Origin of the sequence: Mycolicibacterium arabiense (assembly GCF_010731815.2) — a bacterium.
GTDB lineage: Bacteria > Actinomycetota > Actinomycetes > Mycobacteriales > Mycobacteriaceae > Mycobacterium > Mycobacterium arabiense.
In genome coordinates, this window is record NZ_AP022593.1 from 4,725,847 (window position 1) to 4,743,630 (window position 17,784).

The window sequence follows — 17,784 nt, forward strand, 5'->3', positions numbered from 1 at the left end:
GTCACTCGCAGGTGGTGTCGGCGGCGTTGGTGACCGTCAGGTCCTCGGGGAGGTGGGTGGGCTGACTGCTCGAGTCCTTGAGGACCCGTACCTGCACCGGCAGGCCGCTCGGGGTGGGCGGTGCCACCGAGGCGAAGTCCGATCCGAGGACCACGCGGATTTCACTGCCCATGCCCGACACGCGCTCGATCGTGGGGCTGGAGAACGACGAGGCGACCGTCGCGGCGGCCTCCTCGTTGCCTGCCGAGAAGAACACGGTGGTGTTGTCGAGCGGACCCGGGTAGTCGTCGGGTTCGACGGTGTTGAACCCGTGGTTCTGCAGTTCGGTCGCAGCCGTCGTGGCCAGCCCGTCCTCGCCGGTGGAGTTCGACACCCGCACCGTGATCGCCGTGGGGTCGGTGGCGACGGCCTCGACCATCTCGTCGGCACTCTCGGGCTCGGGTTCAGTGCTGCTCTGCGTCTCAGACGGCGGGGCGTCGTCGGCGGGCTTCTCCTCGGGCAGCGGGTCGTCGTTGATGATCGCGTCGAACAACGCGCGCATGTCGTCCATGCGGGGTGTCTCGTTGCCGTACTCGTCGGCGTAGCCGACGGTGGGCACCGTCACGAACGTGATCCGTCCCGCGTTGACGCCCTGCACCGACTGCCCGAGGTCGACGAGGTCCTTGGTGTCGATGTTGTCGACGTAGCTGTCGGCGATGAACATGTTGACGACGTTGTTGAGCTTGCTCAGCGAGAAGAACGTGTCCTTCGAGATCAGCGAGCGCAGCAGCGACGACAGGAACAGCTGCTGACGCTTGATCCGGCCGTAGTCGCCGTTGGTCTCGGTGGTGACCTGGCGGGCGCGCACGTACTGCAGGGCGGTGTGGCCGTCGACCATCTGCCGGCCGGCCGTGGGCAGGACCGTGCCGAGTTCGTAGTCCTCCAGCGGGGTGGTGCTGCAGACCTCGACGCCGCCGAGCGCGTCGACCATCTTCGAGAAGCCGGCGAAGTCGACGGCCATGAAGCGGTTGACCGACAGGCCCGACAGCTTCTGGATGACCTTGACCAGACACTTCGGCCCACCGACGGCGTACGCCGAGTTGAGCTTGGTCTCCGTGTACACCTCCTCGAGGCCGTACATCGGGGACTCTTCGTCGGTAATCGGCCCGTACGCGCGGGTCTCGGGATTCCACGGCTCGCACTCCTGCGGCGTGATCGCGAGGTCGCGCGGGAAGGACACCGCGACGACGCGTTTCCGGTCCGCGGGGATGTTGACCATCATGATCGTGTCGGATCGCGCACCGTCGGCGTCGTCGGTGGTGCCCGCGCCCAGCTCGCTGTTGACGCCGAGGCGGGTGTCGGTTCCGACGATCAGGAAGTTCTCGTCGCCGAACTGGGCATTCGGATCGAGGATGTCGCGCGAGTTGGGGTCGAGCGCCGACACCTTGTTGAGGCTGCGGTTCTTCATCGACTGCCACTGCCATGCCGACCCGGTGAGCGCGAGTGCGAAGACTGCGATCAGGGCCGCCGCGACGCGTCCGACGACCATGGCCGACCGCCGCCTCCGGCGATCCCGCACGGCCGGGATGACGCGCGTCTCGCCGATGCGTTCGGGCGCAGCGGCAGGCTTGGACTTGCCGGACAGCACCGGCAGCTCGGAGGCGTGCGAGGCGTAGGCCGGGAGGATGTCGGTCTTCGGATCGGCCTCCACGGCGCCGAAGCCGAACACGGCCGTTGGTTCGGGCTCGGGTTCGGGCTCCGGCTGGGACTCGAGTGCCGGTCCGTCTTCGGGTTCGGGCTCCGGTTCTGGGTCCTCGCGAGCGCGGCGTCGGCGACGCTCCTCGCGCTTGGCCGGGGGAGCTGTGCCGCTGACCTTGGCGATCAGATCGGCGACGGTGACGACGCCGTCGGTGTGGTTGCCTGCGGCAGGCTCCGGCTCACCCGCGGCGGGATCCTCGTCGGGCTCGCTCGGCCGTGACACGGGACTCGCGCCCCGCTCCCACGGCGCGGCGCCTGGTGTCGGACGGGTCGATCGGGTAAGCCATTGATTGTCGTCGCTCGACCCGTCAGGACGCGGACGGCCGGGAGCGGCGTTGTCGCCGTCACTCATGTCCCGGTGGCCTCCGACTCTGATCGACGCTCATTCACCTCGAGCGCTCGTACTCGCCTCTGTCGAGACGTCCTAAGTTTCGTGCTCTCTAGTCTTGTAGCAGCACGACGACGGCTCCGCTAGTTGGAGCCGTTCACGATGGACTCCCATCGTACTGAGACATCCTGAGAACGGGCCAGCCAGCGGACGTGACAGTGCTGCGTCGGTGCGGTCTCGACGGCATCTCGGGAGACGTCGTCCCTAGCCGCCGGAATGCATGACGTCGGCCGCCGTCGGCACCGTGCAATCGTCCGGATCGTCGAGCCAGCCGTCGGGCAGTGACACCGACGCGGCGGATCCCTGCCGGCCGCGAGGGCCCTCGGCCGCGCGCGGGAACGGGACGTCCGGGTCGAGCTGGGCCAGCAGGTCGTCGAGTTCGGACAGCGTCTTGACCAGGGCCAACCCACGCCGCAGGTCCGCGCCGGCGGGGAACCCGTGCAGGTACCACGCGACGTGCTTGCGGATGTCGCGCATCGCCTTGTCCTCGCCGAAGTGGTCGGTGAGGAGTTCGCCGTGGCGGCGGATGATCCGGGTGACCTCGCCCAGGGTGGGCGGCGTCTTGATCGGGCGCCCGGCGAAGGCGGCGGACAGTTCGGCGAACAGCCACGGCCTGCCGAGGCAGCCGCGGCCGATGACCACGCCGTCGCATCCGGTGGCGTCCATCATCGCGATCGCGTCGCCGGCGTCGAAGATGTCGCCGTTGCCGAGCACGGGCACCGAGGTGACGTGTTGCTTGAGCTCGGCGATCTGCTCCCAGTCGGCCGTACCCGAGTAGCGCTGGGCAGCAGTGCGGGCGTGCAGCGCGACCGCGGCCGCACCTTCCTCGGCGGCGATCCGGCCCGCGTCGAGATGGGTGTGGTGCGCGTCGTCGATGCCGATGCGGAACTTCACGGTGACGGGGATGTCGGTGCCCTCGGTGGCGCGTACCGCGGCGGCGACGATCTCGCCGAACAACTTGCGCTTGTACGGCAGCGCGGCGCCGCCGCCCCTGCGGGTGACCTTGGGCACCGGGCAGCCGAAGTTCATGTCGATGTGGTCGGCGAGCCCCTCGTCGGCGATCATCTTCGCCGCCGCATAGGTGTTCACCGGGTCGACGCTGTAGAGCTGCAGCGAGCGCGGTGACTCCTCCGGCGCGAACGTCGTCATGTGCATCGTGACCGGATGGCGCTCGACGAGTGCACGGGCCGTCACCATCTCGCACACGTACAGGCCGCTGACGGTGCCTTCGCGAGCCAGTTCCAGTTCGCGGCACAGGGTGCGGAACGCGACGTTCGTGACGCCGGCCATCGGCGCCAGCACGACGGGGCTGCGCAAGGCGAACGGCCCGATCTTCAACCCGAGGGCAGGAGCGCAGCGACTCGGGGGATCGGGGAGTGCAGACCGAGCCGTATCGCCGGTTGTCGGCGCTTCAGGTGCGAGGGTCATCCCGCGGACGATGATCCCACCAGGAGGTTCTTGCGGGCCTTCTTCTCGGCGACCTGACGCTCGCGCTCGAGGCGGCGCTGCTTGGCCGTCTCGAACTTCTCGCAGGCGTCCTCAAGTTCCTCGATCAGGACGCCGAGGTCGTCGCGCATCTCGGCGGCCTCGCCGGTGAAGTCCTCGCGCTCGAAGATGCGCCACTTCTTCAGGACGGGCATCACGACGTCGTCGAGGTGGATGCGCGGGTCGTACACACCGCCGACGGCGATCGTGACGGCGCGGCGCCGGAACTCCGGCACGGTGTACCCGGGCATCTTGAAGTTGCGCAGCACCCGGTGCAGCGACTTCATCGCCTGGTTGGGCGCGATGTCGAGACCGGCGGCCGACACGTCGCGGTAGAAGATCATGTGCAGGTTCTCGTCGGCGGAGACGCGGGCCAACAGCTGGTCGGCGACCGTCTCGTTGCACGCCTTGCCGGTATTGCGGTGCGAGACGCGGGTGGCGAGTTCCTGGAACGTCACGTAGATGACGGAGTCGAACAGGCTCTCGGCGAACATGTCGCCCTGACCGTGCTGGCCGGGGCTGAAGCCGCGGGTGACCTGCTCGAGCCGGATGGTCTCGAGTTCGACGGGGTCGATCGCGCGGGTGACGATGAGGTAGTCGCGCAGGGCGATGCCGTGCCGGTTCTCCTCGGCGGTCCAGCGGTTGACCCACCAGCCCCAGGGGCCGTCCATGCTGAAGTTCATCGCGATCTCGCGGTGGTAGGACGGCAGGTTGTCCTCGGTGAGCAGGTTCTGCACCATGGCGGTCTGGGCGATGTCGGAGAGCTTCGACTGCTCGGGGCTCCACTCCTGGCCGCCGAGCGCGTAGAAGTTCTTTCCGTCGGACCACGGGATGTAGTCGTGCGGGTTCCAGTCCTTGCGCATGGACAGGTGCCGGTTGATGTTCTTCTCGACGACCGGTTCCAGTTCGCGCAGCAGGTGCAGGTCGGTCAGATCCTTCGACATGTGCCTATGTACTCCTCGCCTCGCGGGGGATGAGCCTCGCAGTTATCTGTACCTGGTGGTTGCACTCAATATATCTGTGTACCCCGGTGACATTCAAGCGCCGTGACCCGAGTGTGACGGGTGTTGCACGGCTGACACCCAAACCCCCGCCGCGGGCGGTACGATCCGTGTCAGACATACCCGTTCAGCAAAACCCCCGCCCGCCCAGGCGTGACGAAAGGTCCCGACCGACGTGAAGAATCTCTTGGTCCTCGGTGCCGGTGCCTGCGCAGCCGCGGCAGTTTCGGTGGGGTTGCTGGGCGCAGGCGTGGCCAGCGCCGACGATGCCGTCGTCGGTCAGACGTTTGCCGACGCCAAGGCCGCGCTGAGCCAGCAGGGGATGAGCGCTCAGGTCGCGACCACGGTCGGAGACCGCAAGGACTGGAACGAGTGCATCGTGACGAGCGCCACGCCGGCCTCGAGCATCGACGGCTTCGGCGAGTCCAAGGGTGGCGTCATGAACGTCAACCTCAATTGCTACGCAAAGTACGGAACCGCGCTGTGGCCGGGCTACTCCCTGCAGAGCCCGACCGGCCGCAAGATGTACGAGGCCGACCTCGCAGCAAAGGAGCAGCGCGAGGCCCAGCAGGCGGCCGCGCAGCAGCAGGCCGAGGCGGCGGAACTCGCTGGCGAAGATGCTCAGGTAGCCGGCGAGTAGACGTCGGGTAAACGCTGCTGAGGGCCCTATTCCTCAGTCGACGACTGGTCGTGCGCGCCCGTCTCCGCGGAGGTACTATCCCCGCGGGCGGGCAAGGTTTCGACGGCAGATAGGGCACACGTGAAGAAGCTCATCGTTATTGGTTCGGGCGCGGCATGCGCGTTCGCGCTCTCCGCTGTGCTGGGCACCGGGGTCGCAGCCGCCGACGACTACGCGGGTCAGTCCTACGCCGATGCGTCGTCCGCGGCGAGCGACAACGGTCTGACCGTCGTGGTGGCGAGTCGCGTGGGTGACAAGGTCAGCGAGGATGAATGCCTCGTCGTGCGCTCGCAGGACGCGCCGTTCACCAGCGCGATCGACGGCGCAGGCGTCGAGGACACCGTGCAGTTCTACTTGAACTGCAATGCAGGCGTGGCCTCCGCGACCACGCCCGGCAATTCGATGGCGAGCGCCGTGGGCCGCGAGACCAGGGCGGCCGAGGAAGAAGCCGCGGCGGCGCAGAACGAGCAGGATCAACTCGCCGAGGCTGGCGAGACTCCCGGCGCGACCATCTCGCTCCCCGAAGGCTAGAACCTCAGGCAGTCGGCGCCCGGCTGAGCAGCATGTCGACGCAGTAGTCGATGAACTGCTCCCGGGTCGTCGCGAGCCTGCCGTTCAGGTAGGCGGTGAAGAGCGCCGTCAGGGCGCCCACCAGGCCGGTCGCGACCATGGCCTGCACACCCGGGTCGGTGATGCGGGTCAGCTTGTGCTGCAGCAGGTCGATGAACGTCGGCATCCACTCCGCGCCGGAGCGCGCGAGCACGGGTTCGCGCTCGGGGGCGATAAGCAGGACGCGGCCGCGCGCCGGATCGTCGACCATCAGCGTCACGAACCGTTCGACGGCGTCGCGCGGTGTGGTCGACGACGTCAGCGCCGACATGGCCGTGCTGCACACGTCGTCGTAGACCGCGCGGACGAATTCGTCGCGGTCACTAAAGCTCTCGTAGAAGTAGCGTTCCGTCAGGCCGGCTTCCTTGCAGACCGCCCGCACGGTCAGCGCCGGACCGGCCGCGCCACCGAGTAGTGCGACGCCCGCGGCGACGAGTTTGTCGCGACGCAGCGCCTGGCGGTCCTGCAGGGGCACACCAGACCATTGGCTCCGTCGTTGACCGGACGTCACATCCCTCCTAAGCTCATAGATGACAACGCTTGTAGTCAGAGTGTCCGTCTGAGTTCCAGGAGATGCCGCCAGTGACACAAGATACGTCCCCGTCGTGCCCCGTCACCAGCGCGGCCGACCTCGCCGTCGGCTGCCCCGTCGCCCCGGGCGGGTATGACGCCCCGCCGGCGCCGCTGGGACCCGACTCGCTGACGTGGAAGTACTTCGGCGACTGGCGCGGCCTGCTGCAGGGGCCGTGGGCCGGCTCGATGCAGAACATGCACCCCCAGCTCGGTGCTGCCGTCGAGGAGCACTCCACCTTCTTCATCGAGCGCTGGCAGCGTCTGCTGCGGTCGCTGTACCCCATCGGCGGCGTGGTCTTCGACGGCGACCGGTCGCCGCGCACCGGTGCCGAGGTCCGCGACTATCACGTCGACATCAAGGGCGTCGACGCCCAGGGTCGGCGTTATCACGCACTCAATCCGGACGTCTTCTACTGGGCGCACTCGACGTTCTTCGTCGGCACGCTGATCGTCGCCGAACGCTTCTGTGGCGGGCTCACCGAGGCGCAGAAGCGGCAACTGTTCGAGGAGCACAAGACCTGGTACGCCATGTACGGCATGAGCACGCGACCGGTGCCCGAGACCTGGGAGGACTTCCAGGACTACTGGGATCACATGTGCCGCAACGTGTTGGAGAACAACTACGCCGCACGGGCCGTCCTCGACCTCAGTGAGTTGCCCAAGCCACCGTTCGCGGACAAGCTGCCCGACTGGATGTGGAAGCTGCAGCGGCCGCTCGTCGCGCGGTTCTTCGTCTGGTTCACCGTTGGGTTGTACGACCCGCCCGTGCGCGAACTGATGGGCTACGAGTGGACCGCGCGCGACGAATGGCTGCACCGCCGCCTCGGCAACGCGGTCGGCCGGGTATTCGCGCTACTGCCCGAGCGGGTCCGCATGCACCCCCGTGCGCGCGCGGGCTGGGACCGCGCCAACGGGCGCCTCCCGGCTGATGCGCCACCCCCGGAAACCCCTGCGCGGAATCTGCCGCCGCTGCAGGAGCGGGGCAACCCGATGCACTACTGCCCGAACGTCTGACGGCAGGGCGCGCTGCGTCTGCCGCTACCGTGTAGCCGATGACGAGCCCTGAACTCATCGGGGGACGGTACGAACTGCGCGGCGTCCTCGGCCGTGGCGGCATGGCCGAGGTGCACTCGGCCTGGGACGTCCGGCTCAACCGACCCGTCGCCGTCAAGCTGCTGCACCCCTCGCTGCTCGGCGACCCGGACTCCCGGACGCGCTTCGAGTTCGAGGCGAGGGCGGCCGCCGGACTGGCCCACCCCAACATCGTCGTCGTCCACGACAGCGGCGAACAACCACCGCACGGCGTGCCCTTCCTGGTCATGGAGCAACTTCCGGGAGCGTCGCTGGCAGATGAGATCGCCAGGGGACCGTTGCCCGTGCCACGGGTGCGCAGCGTGCTGGCGGACGTCCTCGCGGGTCTGGGTGCGGCGCACGCGGCAGGCATCCTGCACCGCGATGTGAAACCCGCCAACGTACTGTTCGCCGAGACGGGGCAGGCCAAGCTCGCCGACTTCGGGATCGCGAAGTCGGGCAGCGCCAGCCTGACCCGCGCCGGCCAGATCTTCGGCACGATGGCCTATTTGAGCCCCGAGCGGATCGCGGGCAGGCCCGCCACCCCCGCCGACGACCTCTACGCCGTCGGGGCCATGGGCTACGAGGCGCTGACCGGTGCCATGCCCTTCCCGCAGAGCGAACCGGCTGCCCTGGTGCGGGCGATCGCCGCACACGACGTGGTTCCGCTGCAGACGGCCCGCCCGGACGTCGACGCCGGACTGGCCACGGTGATCGAGCGCGCGATGGCGCCCGATCCGTCGCAGCGCTTCTCGAGCGCGGCGGAGATGCGGGCCGCGCTGCTCTCGGTACGGCCGGCCACGCGCGTGATGACCGCCCCGCCGCTGCCGATGACGACCGGCGCAGTGCTGCCACCGCCGCCACCGGACCGCAGGCGGCGCGTGATGGGCGGCGTAGCGGCCGGTGCCGCCGTCCTGCTGGCGCTGGTGTTCGTGATCGTCGAGGCGACGCGGTCCTCGCCCGCCACCCCCAGCCCTGCCGCCACCACGACGCCGACCACCACCACGTCGAGTACGACGACGACCACCACGACGCCCCCGCCGACGACGTCGTCGCTCGCGCCGGCGCCGATTCAGACCGAGCCGCGCCGGGGTCCGGGTAATGGGAACGACAAGCCGAAGAAGCCCAAGGGCGACGACGATTGAGCGGTATTTCGCGAGGTGCCCCCACCAGGGCTCGAACCTGGGACCTGCGGATTAAAAGTCCGTAGCTCTACCAACTGAGCTATAGGGGCGCGGAAGTCAGGATACTGGGCCACCCTCGTTTGAGGATTTGGGTGTCGATCCCCTAAGCTATCGAAGCTCCCAGCGTTCCGGCGCCGGGAGTACCCCGAAGAGATTCGGCTTGGCCCCCTTCGTTTAGCGGCCTAGGACGCCGCCCTTTCAAGGCGGTAGCGCGGGTTCGAATCCCGTAGGGGGTACGACGCAACGGCGGCAACGTCGGAGCAGCAGTAACGCAGGAAGAGCAAGGCCCTGTGGCGCAGTTGGTTAGCGCGCCGCCCTGTCACGGCGGAGGTCGCGGGTTCGAGTCCCGTCAGGGTCGCCATCATTGGCGAGGCACATCGGTGTGAGTCGGTTGCCTTCCGGCCAGGTAGCTCAGTTGGTACGAGCGTCCGCCTGAAAAGCGGAAGGTCGCCGGTTCGATCCCGGCCCTGGCCACTTCAGTACAGTGCGAATCCCGTTGCCGGGGCCCAATCGGGTCATTCCGCTCGGAACACTCCCGCGGTCGCGAAGCCGACCCGATGGCGTGCGCGCTCGGCGTCGTCGCCGAAGCGATCGATGCCCCATGACACGGCCGTGATGAGTTGGAACAGCTCCTCGGCGGTGACGGTCGCCGATGCCGCACCATGGTCGCGCGCCCGGTGCAGGAAGTCGCGGGTCCGGTCGGTCAGGCGCGTCGAGACGTCCTGCACCGGCGAGGTGTCGTCGGCGATCGTGGTGGCGATGCACGTCGGCAGCTCCTGCCAGATGCGCAGCGCCCACGCGAGCCGGAACAGCCACTCCCGCAGCCCCTCGTCGGCTTCCATGTCGCGCTCGATCGCGTCCGACTCCTGGAGCAGGTCGCCGATGCTGTCCTCGATGACGGCGGCGAGCAGATCGTTGCGGGTGGGGAAGTTCCGGTAGAGGGTCGCGTTGCCGACGCCTGCGGCACTGGCGATGCCGTCGAGCGAGGCGAAGATCCCGTCGGTGTCGAAGACCGCCCGTGCGGCGCGCAGGATCGCGTCGCGGTTGCGCTTGGCGTCGGCCCGGAGCGGGCGTGCCGTTTGCGTGTTCACCGTCACCTAGCCATCGGTTGCATAAGTGGGGATAGTCCCCACATACTGATCTGGGGACCAACCCCACTTATGAACGACCCTACAGCAGGAGTGACGATGACAGAGCGACTCGACGGTCGGACAGTGCTGGTGACCGGAGCGAACGGCGGGCTCGGGGAGGAGTTCGTGCGCCAGGCCCTCGACCGGGGTGCACGCAGGGTCTACGCCAGCGCGCGCAGGCCGCGGGAGTGGAACGACGAGCGCATCGTGCCGCTGCCGCTCGACTTGACCGACACGGCATCGGTCGCCGGTGCAGCTGCCACGGCGTCCGACGTCGACCTGGTGGTCAACAACGCTGCCATCGCACCCGCCGACGACGTCTCCGTCCTCGCCGGCGACGAGGAGGTCCTGCGCCGCATCTTCGAGACCAACGTCATCGGCAACCTGCGGGTGGCCAAGGCCTTCGCGCCCGTGTTGGCCGCCAACGGCGGTGGCGCGCTGCTGAACGTCCTGTCACTGGCAGCCTGGTTGCCGCTGCCCACCGCCTACGCGGCATCCAAGGCTGCGATGTGGTCGGCCACCAACGCACTCCGGGGCGAACTCGCCCCGCAGGGCACCACCGTCACGGGCCTGCTCGTCGGCATGGTCGACACGCCCATGACGACACGCTGGGACATGCCCAAGGTCAGCCCGGCCAGTGTCGTGGATCAGGCGTATGACGGCGTCGCCACCGGGGCGTTCGAGGTACACGCCGACGAGGACACCCGCGACGTGAAGGCCCGGCTCAGCGGCAGCTCGGAGGAACTAAACGCCTACATCGCCTCGAAGCTCGTCGACTTCTAGGCGCGACACGGCCAGGACGCGAAAGGACCGCCCGAAGTCGATGACCTCGGGCGGCCCATTCAGCCAGCCTGTTTCGGCTGTGGTGCGGCGTTACTTGTCGCTGGCGCGCTCGGCCTGACGCTTTTCCTTCTCGGCGTCAGCCAGGCTCTCGACCTTGTCGGCCTGGGCCCGCTTCTGCGCCGCTTCGGTGCGCTTGTCACGCGCATCGTCGCGCTTGGCCTCGGCGGCGTTGGTGACCGCCTTCTCCTGGGCGCGAATCGCGGACGTCTCTGCGCGACGTGCGTTCTCGGCCGACTGCACGCGCTTCTCGGCGACCTCGTCGGCCTGCTTCTTCACCGCCGCGGCCCGCTGGGCTGCGGTCTGCGTTGCGGCACGCTTCTTCTCGTCGGCGGCCTGCCGGGCCTCGCTCATGCGACGGTTCTTCTCGGCATGCGCGTCCTCAGCCTGCTCCTGAGCCTGCTCGCGCTTCGCCTCGAGCCGCTCGTCGGCCTGGCGACGCTTGGCCTCGGCCTCGGCCTCGAGAGTGGCTGCGCGTCCCAGGGTTTCGCTGCGCTCGACCAACGCCGACCCGCGTGCGGCGAGATCGGCATCGCCCAGGACGGATCCAACGGTCGAGTCCAAAGAGCCGAGCGAGCGCTCGTAGAACAGACGGGCGGGGGCTTCGGAGTCCCAACGCGAGACGACGCGGTCTTCGATCAGCTGCAAGGGAAACCGCGCGAGGGAGTACTGAAAGCGCAGGACGGCAAAGGGTATTTCGAGAATCTTCATTGATGAACTCCTGTTGGGGTCGCTGCTCACGGTAGGTCGGCTTGGTCGGTCAATGCTTCGGCCTCGCGCCGCAACCGCGCCGCCTCGACCTCGGGTGCGGCTGCGTCACGTGCCGCTCGCTGGTGCTCGTCGAGGGCGCCGTCCACCTGGTCGACGGCATTCTCGACCTTGGCGTCCTCGGCGGCCTTGGCGACCGCAGCCTTCTGCGCCGCCTCGGCCTCGGCCTGCGTGCGCTGGGCCGCAGCGTCGCGCTGGGCCGCTGCTTCCGCGGCTTGCTTCTGCGCTGCGGACTGCGCCCGCGCCTCGGTCTTGACTGCAGTGGTCTCGGCGTCGACCTCGCGGCGAGCCTCGAAGCTCTCCTTCTGCGCCTCGGCCTGCTGCTGGCGTGCCTGGTCGGCCTCGGCCTTGGCGACGGCCTCGACGCTGTTGGCTTCCTTGCGCTCCTGCGCCTGAGTCTGCTCAAGCTGGCCCTCGGCGGTGAGCGAGTCATTGCCCGTGACGGCTCCGGCGATCTCCTTCGCCTTGCCCTTCACGGAGTCGAACAGACCCTTGCGTGCCTGGTCTGAAGTACTGTCGTCAGTCATCGGTCCCCTTTCGACCTCGGTGGAATCCAAGGCAGAATTGCTCAGTGGTGTCTGCGGAGTAATTCCACGTGTGGAGAATGCGAAACCCCTCGTGATCTGCGCCACTCGGTGCTGCGCGACCCAGAAAAGGGAGCGGGTAGGTTACCCACATGGTCCGGCCTGCGCAGACGGCGCGCAGCGAGCGAACTCGCGATGCATTGCGTAGGGCTGCGTTGGTCCGATTCCTGGGCCAGGGCGTCGAGGACACGTCGGCCGAGCAAATCTCCGCAGACGCCGGCGTCTCGCTGCGCACCTTCTACCGTCACTTCTCCTCCAAGCACGACCTGCTGTTCGCCGACTACGACGCCGGACTCGAGTGGTTCCGCACAGCCCTGGCCGAGCAGACGGGTGAGCAATCGCTGATCGATTCCGTCCACGCCGCGGTCATGGCGGCGCCGTACGACGTCGAAGCCGTGGCGAAGATCGCCGAACTGCGTACCCAGGAACTCGACGCGGGGCGCATCGTGCGCCACGTGCGTCAGGTCGAGGCAGACTTCGCCGAGGCCGTCGAGGAGTACCTGACCCGCACCGAGTCCCCGGGCGCGGACACCGACGACCGCCTGCGCGTGACGGTCACCGCCCGATGCGTCGCCGCGGCGGTCTTCGGCGCCATGGAGTTCTGGATGCTCGACCCGAACCGGTCGCTGCCCGAACTGGCACGGCTGTGCCGCAAGGCCTTGGACTCGGTCGCCGCGGGGTTCGGCAGCGCCTTCGACTGAGTTTCGTCAATATTGACAAAACTGAGTCGGCCTGTCAGCGTCGGTGCAATGACGGACTTCGACGCGATCGTCGTCGGCGCGGGGCACAACGGACTCGCCGCGGCCGCCCTCCTGCAGCGGGCGGGACTGCGAACGCTTTGCGTGGACTCCAAGCTCTACGCGGGCGGCATGGCGTCGACGGTCGAGTTGTTCGACGGCTACGAATTCGAGATCGCCGGCTCGCTGCAATTCCCGACCTCGGCGAAGGTGAGCGCCGAACTCGGCCTCGACGACCTGCCCACGGTGGACGTCGACGTCATGTCGGTGTCGTTGCGGGGGATCGGCGACGAGCCCGTCGTCTACTACAGCGACCCGATGCGAATGCTGACCCACCTCAACGACGTTCACGGTGCCGAGGCGGTCAACGGCATGGCCGGCCTGATGGCCTGGAGCCAGGCGCCGACGCGCGCGCTCGGCCGCTTCGAGGCGGGCATGCCACCGAAGACCCTCGACGAGATGTACGCCTGCGCGACAGGAGAATTCGAGCGTTCGGCGATCACCGACATGCTGTTCGGTTCGGTGACCGACGTCCTGGACCGCTATCTTCCCGACGCCGAGAAGCACGGCGCACTGCGCGGCATGCTGGCCTTCCTCGCCATCAACACCACCTACCGGGGTCCGGCAACACCGGGCAGCGCGGCCGCGCTGGCGTTCGGCCTGGCCGTACCCGATGAGAACGCCAAGCTCATGAAGAAGCTGAGGGGCGGAATCGGTGCGCTGACCGCGCATCTCGTCGACACGCTGGTCGGCGGGGGTGGGGAACTCCGGCTGCGCGCCAAGGTGAAGGAGATCCTGGTCGCCGACGGTCGCGTGACGGGTGTCCGGCTCAACGACGGAACGACGGTGCACGCCGGCGTGGTGGTCTCCGGCGTTGCACCCGACCTCACCGTGAACTCGCTCGTCGACCCGGCCGCCATGCCGGCGGAGGTGCGCGAGCGCTACGCGCGCATCGACCACCGCGGCAGCTACCTGCAGATGCACTTCGCGCTCGACGGCATGCCGACCTTCGCCGAGCCGTACGAGATGCTCAACGACCCCGAGATGCAAACTGCCGTCGGCCTGTTCAGCAGCCCCGAGGAACTACAGCAGCAGTGGCAGGACTGCCGGCGCGGCATCGTGCCCGCCGATCCGGCGATCGCGATGCAGTTCCCGTCGGTACACGACCCAGGGCTGGCGCCCCCGGGCAAGCACGCGGTCTCGGCGTTCTCCATGTGGTTTCCCGTCGAGGGTGCGGCAGCAGGTGACACCGGCTACGGCCACCGCAAGGCCGAGATGGGGCGTCGGGTCGTCGAGAAGATCAACAGGGTGGCACCCGACTTCGAGTCGAAGATCCTCCGCTATACGACGTTCACGCCGAAGCACATGGGCACGATGTTCGGTGCCCCCGGCGGTGACTACTGTCACGGCCTGATCCACCCCGAGCAGATGGGGCCCAATCGGCCCGGCCCCACGGGGTACGTCGATCAGCCCATCCCCATCCGCGGGTTGTACCTCGGCAGCGCGGGATGCCATGGCGGACCGGGCATCACGTTCATCCCGGGTTACAACGCCGCACACGCCGCGCTGGCGGACCTGCACTAGACCGCGGCGGGCACCACGTCAGTCGGTGCGGTTGTTCAGCTCGGCCATCCAGTCGGCAGGCACGCGCTCGCGCGGCCCGGGCACCGTCTGTGCCGCCGGGTGGCTGTCGGGCGCGGCGAGTTCCGGGCCCTCGTAGTACGCATTCTCGGAGTAGTCCCAGAACCAGTCCTCACCGGGCTCGAACGACTGGATGATCGGGTGGCCGGTGGAACGCCAGTGCGCGGCGGCGTGGCGGGCCAGCGAGTCGTCGCAGCACCCGACGTGACCGCACGCCGCGCAGCGGCGCAGGTGCACCCACCACCCGCCGTCGGCGTCGCACTCTGCGCATCCCGTACCGCTCGGCGGGACGGTCGGGTCAACGGCATTGGTCATGTGAGACAGCGTAATCCCGCCTTACTTCTTCTCGCGCCATGCCCGTTCGAACGGTAGCCGCCAGGCGTTCGGCGCAATCAGCTGATGGATGGCGTTGGGGCCCCAGGTGCCCGGCTGGTAGAGCTTCACCGGCGGCGGATCCTGCAGCAGCGGCATCGACCGATCCCACAGCGATTCGATGCCCTCGGCGGTGGTGAACAAGGTGTGGTCGCCGCGCATGGCGTCGAGGATCAGCCGCTCGTACGCCTCCAGCACGTCGTCCTCGTACTCGGTCTCCTGCGTCGAGAACTGCATGGACAGCTTCTCCAGCTTCATCCCCGGCCCCGGCCGCTTGCCGTAGAACGACAGCGACACCTTCGAGTTGTCGGCGAGGTCGAAGGTCAGGTGGTCGGGGCCCTGCGATCCGACGCCCGAGCCCGCCGGGAACATCGTGCGCGGCGCCTCCTTGAACGCGATCGAGATGATCCGCTGCCCCTCGGCCATTCTCTTGCCGGTGCGCAGATAGATCGGCACACCGGCCCAGCGCCAGTTGTCGATGCCCACCTTGAGCGCGATGAACGTCTCGGTCTCGGAGTCGCGCGCGACGCCGTCCTCGGTGCGGTAGCCCGCGTACTGCCCGCGGACCACCTTCGAGGTGTCAATCGGCAGCATCGATCGGAAGACCTTGTTCTTCTCCTCGCTGATCGCGCGCGGCTCCAGCGCCGTGGGCGGTTCCATGACGACGAAGGCCATCACCTGGAACAGGTGCGTGACCACCATGTCCTTGAAGGCGCCGGTGCTCTCGTAGAAGTTGGCCCGCTGGTCGAGTCCCAGCTTCTCGGGGATGTCGATCTGAATGTGGTCGATGAAATTGCGGTTCCAGATCGGCTCGAACAGGCCGTTGGCGAAGCGGAACGCCAGGATGTTCTGCGCGGCCTCCTTGCCGAGGAAGTGGTCGATCCGGAAGATCTGCCGCTCCCGGAAGGTCTGGTGCACGAACTCGTTGAGTTCGATGGCGCTGTCGAGGTCGGTGCCGAACGGCTTCTCCATCACGACCCGCGAGCGGTCCACCAAATCCGCGTCGCGGAGCATCGTGATCACGGCGCGCGCAGCCTTGGGTGGCACCGAAAGATAATGCAGGCGTTGCGCTTCGCTCCCGAGGTCGTTCTCCGCGGCCTTGACCGCCGTGGCCAGCGCCTCGGGGCCGGCGCCCTGGGGTACGTAGGTGATGCGGTTGGCAAAGCCGGCCCACTGCTCGTCGGTCAGCGGATGCGTACCGAACGCCTCCACCGCCTCCTTGGTCAGCGCCCGGAACTCGTCGTCGGTCAGGTCTTCGAGCGACGTGCCGACCACGCGGATCTTCGGCGCCAGCGACGATTCGACCAGATACGCCATGCCAGGCAGCAGCTTGCGCTTGGCCAGGTCTCCCGTCGCCCCGAAGAGGACGATGACGTGTGGCGCCAGCGCGGCCTCCTCTCGACGTTGCGGGCGTGCGCCGGGCGCGGGGTAGGCGATGGTCTGCGCTTCGTTCGGCTTGTCTGTGGCCACGCGTCGATGCTTCCACTCCGAGGTGAACGGCGCAGCACGCTGACGAAAGCGCTCGCCGACGAGCGTCGGGTGGTTACTGTCACCGCATGGCAGTCAGCGACTCACGCGAAGTGGTCATCGAAGCAACGCCCGAGGAGATCATGGACGTGATCGCCGACGTGAAGTCGGCGCCGGACTGGTCGTCCCAGCATCAAGGGGCCGAGATCCTCGAGGAGGACGCCAACGGCAGGCCCGGCAAGGTGAAACTAAAGCTCAAGACCATGGGCATCTCCGACGAGCAGGTCGTCCAGTACTCCTGGACCGACACCAGCGCCAGCTGGAAGCTGGTCAGCTCCAGCCAACTCAAGACCCAGGACGCCAGCTACACGCTGACCCCGGACGGCGCCAAGACGAAGGTCAGGTTCGAGATCACCGTCGACCCGTCGGTGCCGATTCCGGGTTTCGTGCTGAAGCGGGCGATGAAGGGCGGTCTGGAAGCCGCCACCGATGGTTTGCGCAAACAGGTCATGAAGGTCAAGAAGAGCAAGGGCTGATCTCGGTTTCACCGCGACGTTCGCTGGCTATCGTCCTTGCATGGCCGTAACCGAATCCCGCGACATCACGATCGAAGCGACACCCGAGGAGATCATGGAGGTCTTGATCGACCTCGAATCGCTGCCGGAGTGGTCGTCGGCGCACCAGAAGATCGAGGTCCTCGAACGCGACGCCGAGGGTAGGCCGAGCAAGTCCCGACAGGTCGTCAAGATCGTCGGAGTCAGCGACGAGCAGGTGCTGTCCTACACCGTCTACGACGACGGCGTCGGGTGGACCCTCGACGAGTCCAAACAGCAACGCGCACAGGATGGTCGGTACACGCTGACCCCGGACGGCGATTCGACCAAGGTGCGGTTCGAGCTGACCGTGGATCCGACCGTGCCGCTGCCCGGCTTCCTCGTCAGGAAGGGCGCGAACGGCTTGATGGACACCGCCACCAAGGGCCTGCGCAAGCGGGTGCTGGAGAAGAAGGGGAAGTAGCCAGTGTGGCCGTGAGGGCGTCGCGGGAGGAACTCTTCGACGCCTCGCCGGAGGCGATCCTCGACGCGATCGCCGACATCGACGAGGTGCCGCAATGGTCGACGCTGCACCGCGACGCCGAGGTACTCGACCGGCACCCCGACGGTAGGCCGCACCACGTCAGGGCCACGCTGAAGATCATGGGCATCACCGACAGGGAAGTGCTCGAATACCACTGGGGTGACGACTGGGTGGTTTGGGATGCCGCCGAGACGTTCCAGCAGCGCGGTCAGCACGGCGAGTACAACCTGACCCGCCTCGGCGACCAGACCCGGGTGCGGTTCGACCTGATCATCGACCTGGCCGCACCAGTCCCGGAGTTCCTGATCAAGCGGGCCAGGAAGCTCGTTCTCGACGTGGCCGTCGACAGGCTGCGCTGCCGCGTCACGCGTAACCACGGCTGACCCGTGATCCGCTCGCGATGAGCGAAAGGGAATGTCCGCGGGCATGCACTCGGTTGTG

At 67.8% G+C, this 17,784-nt stretch carries 19 protein-coding genes and 4 tRNA genes; 13 read left to right on the forward strand and 10 right to left on the reverse strand.

Going from position 1 to position 17,784, the window contains the following annotated elements; all coding sequences use genetic code 11:
- Position 1: 1 nt before the first annotated feature.
- From G6N61_RS24385 to G6N61_RS24395, 3 genes are all read right to left on the reverse strand, one after another.
- The gene (locus tag G6N61_RS24385) at positions 2-2,089 is read right to left on the reverse strand and encodes an LCP family protein (protein ID WP_163922285.1); all 2,088 of its coding nucleotides are present in this window, start codon (positions 2,087-2,089) and stop codon (positions 2-4) included.
- Between the two features lie 240 nt (positions 2,090-2,329).
- Positions 2,330-3,463 carry a tRNA dihydrouridine synthase DusB gene (gene dusB, locus G6N61_RS24390; protein ID WP_179973714.1) on the reverse strand — a complete coding sequence of 378 codons (1,134 nt, stop codon included), beginning with the start codon at positions 3,461-3,463 and terminating at the stop codon, positions 2,330-2,332.
- A gap of 86 nt (positions 3,464-3,549) precedes the next feature.
- The gene (locus G6N61_RS24395) at positions 3,550-4,554 is read right to left on the reverse strand and encodes an acyl-ACP desaturase (RefSeq protein WP_163922291.1); all 1,005 of its coding nucleotides are present in this window, start codon (positions 4,552-4,554) and stop codon (positions 3,550-3,552) included.
- A gap of 232 nt (positions 4,555-4,786) precedes the next feature.
- Here G6N61_RS24395 and G6N61_RS24400 point away from each other — a divergent pair, with 232 nt between their 5' ends.
- Together G6N61_RS24400 and G6N61_RS24405 are read left to right on the forward strand one after the other, a co-directional pair.
- Positions 4,787-5,251, forward strand: a complete 465-nt coding sequence (locus G6N61_RS24400) for a hypothetical protein (protein WP_163922294.1) — start codon at positions 4,787-4,789, stop codon at positions 5,249-5,251.
- 120 nt (positions 5,252-5,371) lie between these two features.
- A complete protein-coding gene (locus tag G6N61_RS24405) occupies positions 5,372-5,821 on the forward strand; it encodes a hypothetical protein (RefSeq protein WP_163922297.1) in 450 nt (149 codons plus the stop codon).
- Between the two features lie 4 nt (positions 5,822-5,825).
- On the opposite strand, the gene G6N61_RS24410 is transcribed toward G6N61_RS24405, so the two are convergent.
- The gene (locus G6N61_RS24410) at positions 5,826-6,410 is read right to left on the reverse strand and encodes a TetR/AcrR family transcriptional regulator (RefSeq protein ID WP_163922300.1); all 585 of its coding nucleotides are present in this window, start codon (positions 6,408-6,410) and stop codon (positions 5,826-5,828) included.
- A gap of 71 nt (positions 6,411-6,481) precedes the next feature.
- On the opposite strand from G6N61_RS24410, the gene G6N61_RS24415 reads away from it, so the two are divergent.
- Positions 6,482-7,486 carry an oxygenase MpaB family protein gene (locus G6N61_RS24415; protein WP_407666305.1) on the forward strand — a complete coding sequence of 335 codons (1,005 nt, stop codon included), beginning with the start codon at positions 6,482-6,484 and terminating at the stop codon, positions 7,484-7,486.
- Between the two features lie 38 nt (positions 7,487-7,524).
- Positions 7,525-8,688, forward strand: coding sequence for a serine/threonine-protein kinase (locus tag G6N61_RS24420; RefSeq protein WP_163922307.1), 1,164 nt, complete (start codon positions 7,525-7,527; stop codon positions 8,686-8,688).
- A gap of 16 nt (positions 8,689-8,704) precedes the next feature.
- On the opposite strand, the gene G6N61_RS24425 is transcribed toward G6N61_RS24420, so the two are convergent.
- Positions 8,705-8,777, reverse strand: a tRNA-Lys gene (locus G6N61_RS24425).
- 113 nt (positions 8,778-8,890) lie between these two features.
- Here G6N61_RS24425 and G6N61_RS24430 point away from each other — a divergent pair.
- The 3 genes from G6N61_RS24430 (at position 8,891) to G6N61_RS24440 (ending at position 9,201) form a co-directional block, all read left to right on the forward strand.
- Positions 8,891-8,963: transfer RNA gene (locus G6N61_RS24430), tRNA-Glu, on the forward strand.
- A gap of 48 nt (positions 8,964-9,011) precedes the next feature.
- A tRNA-Asp gene (locus G6N61_RS24435) sits at positions 9,012-9,088 on the forward strand.
- A gap of 39 nt (positions 9,089-9,127) precedes the next feature.
- Positions 9,128-9,201: transfer RNA gene (locus G6N61_RS24440), tRNA-Phe, on the forward strand.
- 41 nt (positions 9,202-9,242) lie between these two features.
- Here the strand turns inward: G6N61_RS24440 and G6N61_RS24445 are convergent.
- A complete protein-coding gene (locus G6N61_RS24445; RefSeq protein WP_163922310.1) occupies positions 9,243-9,818 on the reverse strand; it encodes a TetR/AcrR family transcriptional regulator in 576 nt (191 codons plus the stop codon).
- Positions 9,819-9,914: 96 nt separating this feature from the next.
- Here G6N61_RS24445 and G6N61_RS24450 point away from each other — a divergent pair, with 96 nt between their 5' ends.
- Positions 9,915-10,640: an SDR family oxidoreductase gene (locus G6N61_RS24450; RefSeq protein ID WP_163922313.1), complete on the forward strand. Its 726-nt coding sequence runs from the start codon at positions 9,915-9,917 to the stop codon at positions 10,638-10,640.
- Between the two features lie 90 nt (positions 10,641-10,730).
- Here G6N61_RS24450 and G6N61_RS24455 read toward each other — a convergent pair whose 3' ends face one another.
- Both G6N61_RS24455 and G6N61_RS24460 read right to left on the reverse strand, forming a co-directional pair.
- Positions 10,731-11,408 carry an IF2 family translation initiation factor gene (locus G6N61_RS24455; RefSeq protein WP_163922316.1) on the reverse strand — a complete coding sequence of 226 codons (678 nt, stop codon included), beginning with the start codon at positions 11,406-11,408 and terminating at the stop codon, positions 10,731-10,733.
- Between the two features lie 26 nt (positions 11,409-11,434).
- Positions 11,435-11,992, reverse strand: a complete 558-nt coding sequence (locus G6N61_RS24460; protein WP_163922319.1) for a CsbD family protein — start codon at positions 11,990-11,992, stop codon at positions 11,435-11,437.
- 149 nt (positions 11,993-12,141) lie between these two features.
- Here G6N61_RS24460 and G6N61_RS24465 point away from each other — a divergent pair, with 149 nt between their 5' ends.
- Together G6N61_RS24465 and G6N61_RS24470 are read left to right on the forward strand one after the other, a co-directional pair.
- On the forward strand, positions 12,142-12,750 hold the full coding sequence (locus G6N61_RS24465) for a TetR/AcrR family transcriptional regulator (RefSeq protein ID WP_163922322.1): 609 nt from the start codon (positions 12,142-12,144) through the stop codon (positions 12,748-12,750).
- Positions 12,751-12,798: 48 nt separating this feature from the next.
- Complete coding sequence (locus tag G6N61_RS24470) at positions 12,799-14,370, forward strand: phytoene desaturase family protein (protein WP_163922326.1); 1,572 nt, start codon at positions 12,799-12,801, stop codon at positions 14,368-14,370.
- Between the two features lie 18 nt (positions 14,371-14,388).
- Here the strand turns inward: G6N61_RS24470 and G6N61_RS24475 are convergent, their stop codons facing one another.
- Both G6N61_RS24475 and zwf read right to left on the reverse strand, forming a co-directional pair.
- A complete protein-coding gene (locus tag G6N61_RS24475) occupies positions 14,389-14,742 on the reverse strand; it encodes a UBP-type zinc finger domain-containing protein (RefSeq protein ID WP_163922329.1) in 354 nt (117 codons plus the stop codon).
- Between the two features lie 21 nt (positions 14,743-14,763).
- Positions 14,764-16,269, reverse strand: coding sequence for a glucose-6-phosphate dehydrogenase (gene zwf, locus G6N61_RS24480; protein WP_163922332.1), 1,506 nt, complete (start codon positions 16,267-16,269; stop codon positions 14,764-14,766).
- A gap of 86 nt (positions 16,270-16,355) precedes the next feature.
- Between zwf and G6N61_RS24485 the strand changes: the two genes are divergently transcribed.
- Genes G6N61_RS24485 through G6N61_RS24495 form a run of 3 tightly spaced genes read left to right on the forward strand, consistent with a single transcriptional unit; the run spans position 16,356 to position 17,726 of the window.
- Positions 16,356-16,802 (forward strand): SRPBCC family protein, encoded by a 447-nt coding sequence (locus G6N61_RS24485; protein WP_163922335.1) that lies wholly within the window; start codon positions 16,356-16,358, stop codon positions 16,800-16,802.
- A 40-nt stretch (positions 16,803-16,842) separates the two neighbouring features.
- Positions 16,843-17,283, forward strand: a complete 441-nt coding sequence (locus G6N61_RS24490; protein WP_163922338.1) for an SRPBCC family protein — start codon at positions 16,843-16,845, stop codon at positions 17,281-17,283.
- Positions 17,284-17,288: 5 nt separating this feature from the next.
- Positions 17,289-17,726: an SRPBCC family protein gene (locus tag G6N61_RS24495; RefSeq protein ID WP_163922342.1), complete on the forward strand. Its 438-nt coding sequence runs from the start codon at positions 17,289-17,291 to the stop codon at positions 17,724-17,726.
- Positions 17,727-17,784 lie beyond the last annotated feature (58 nt).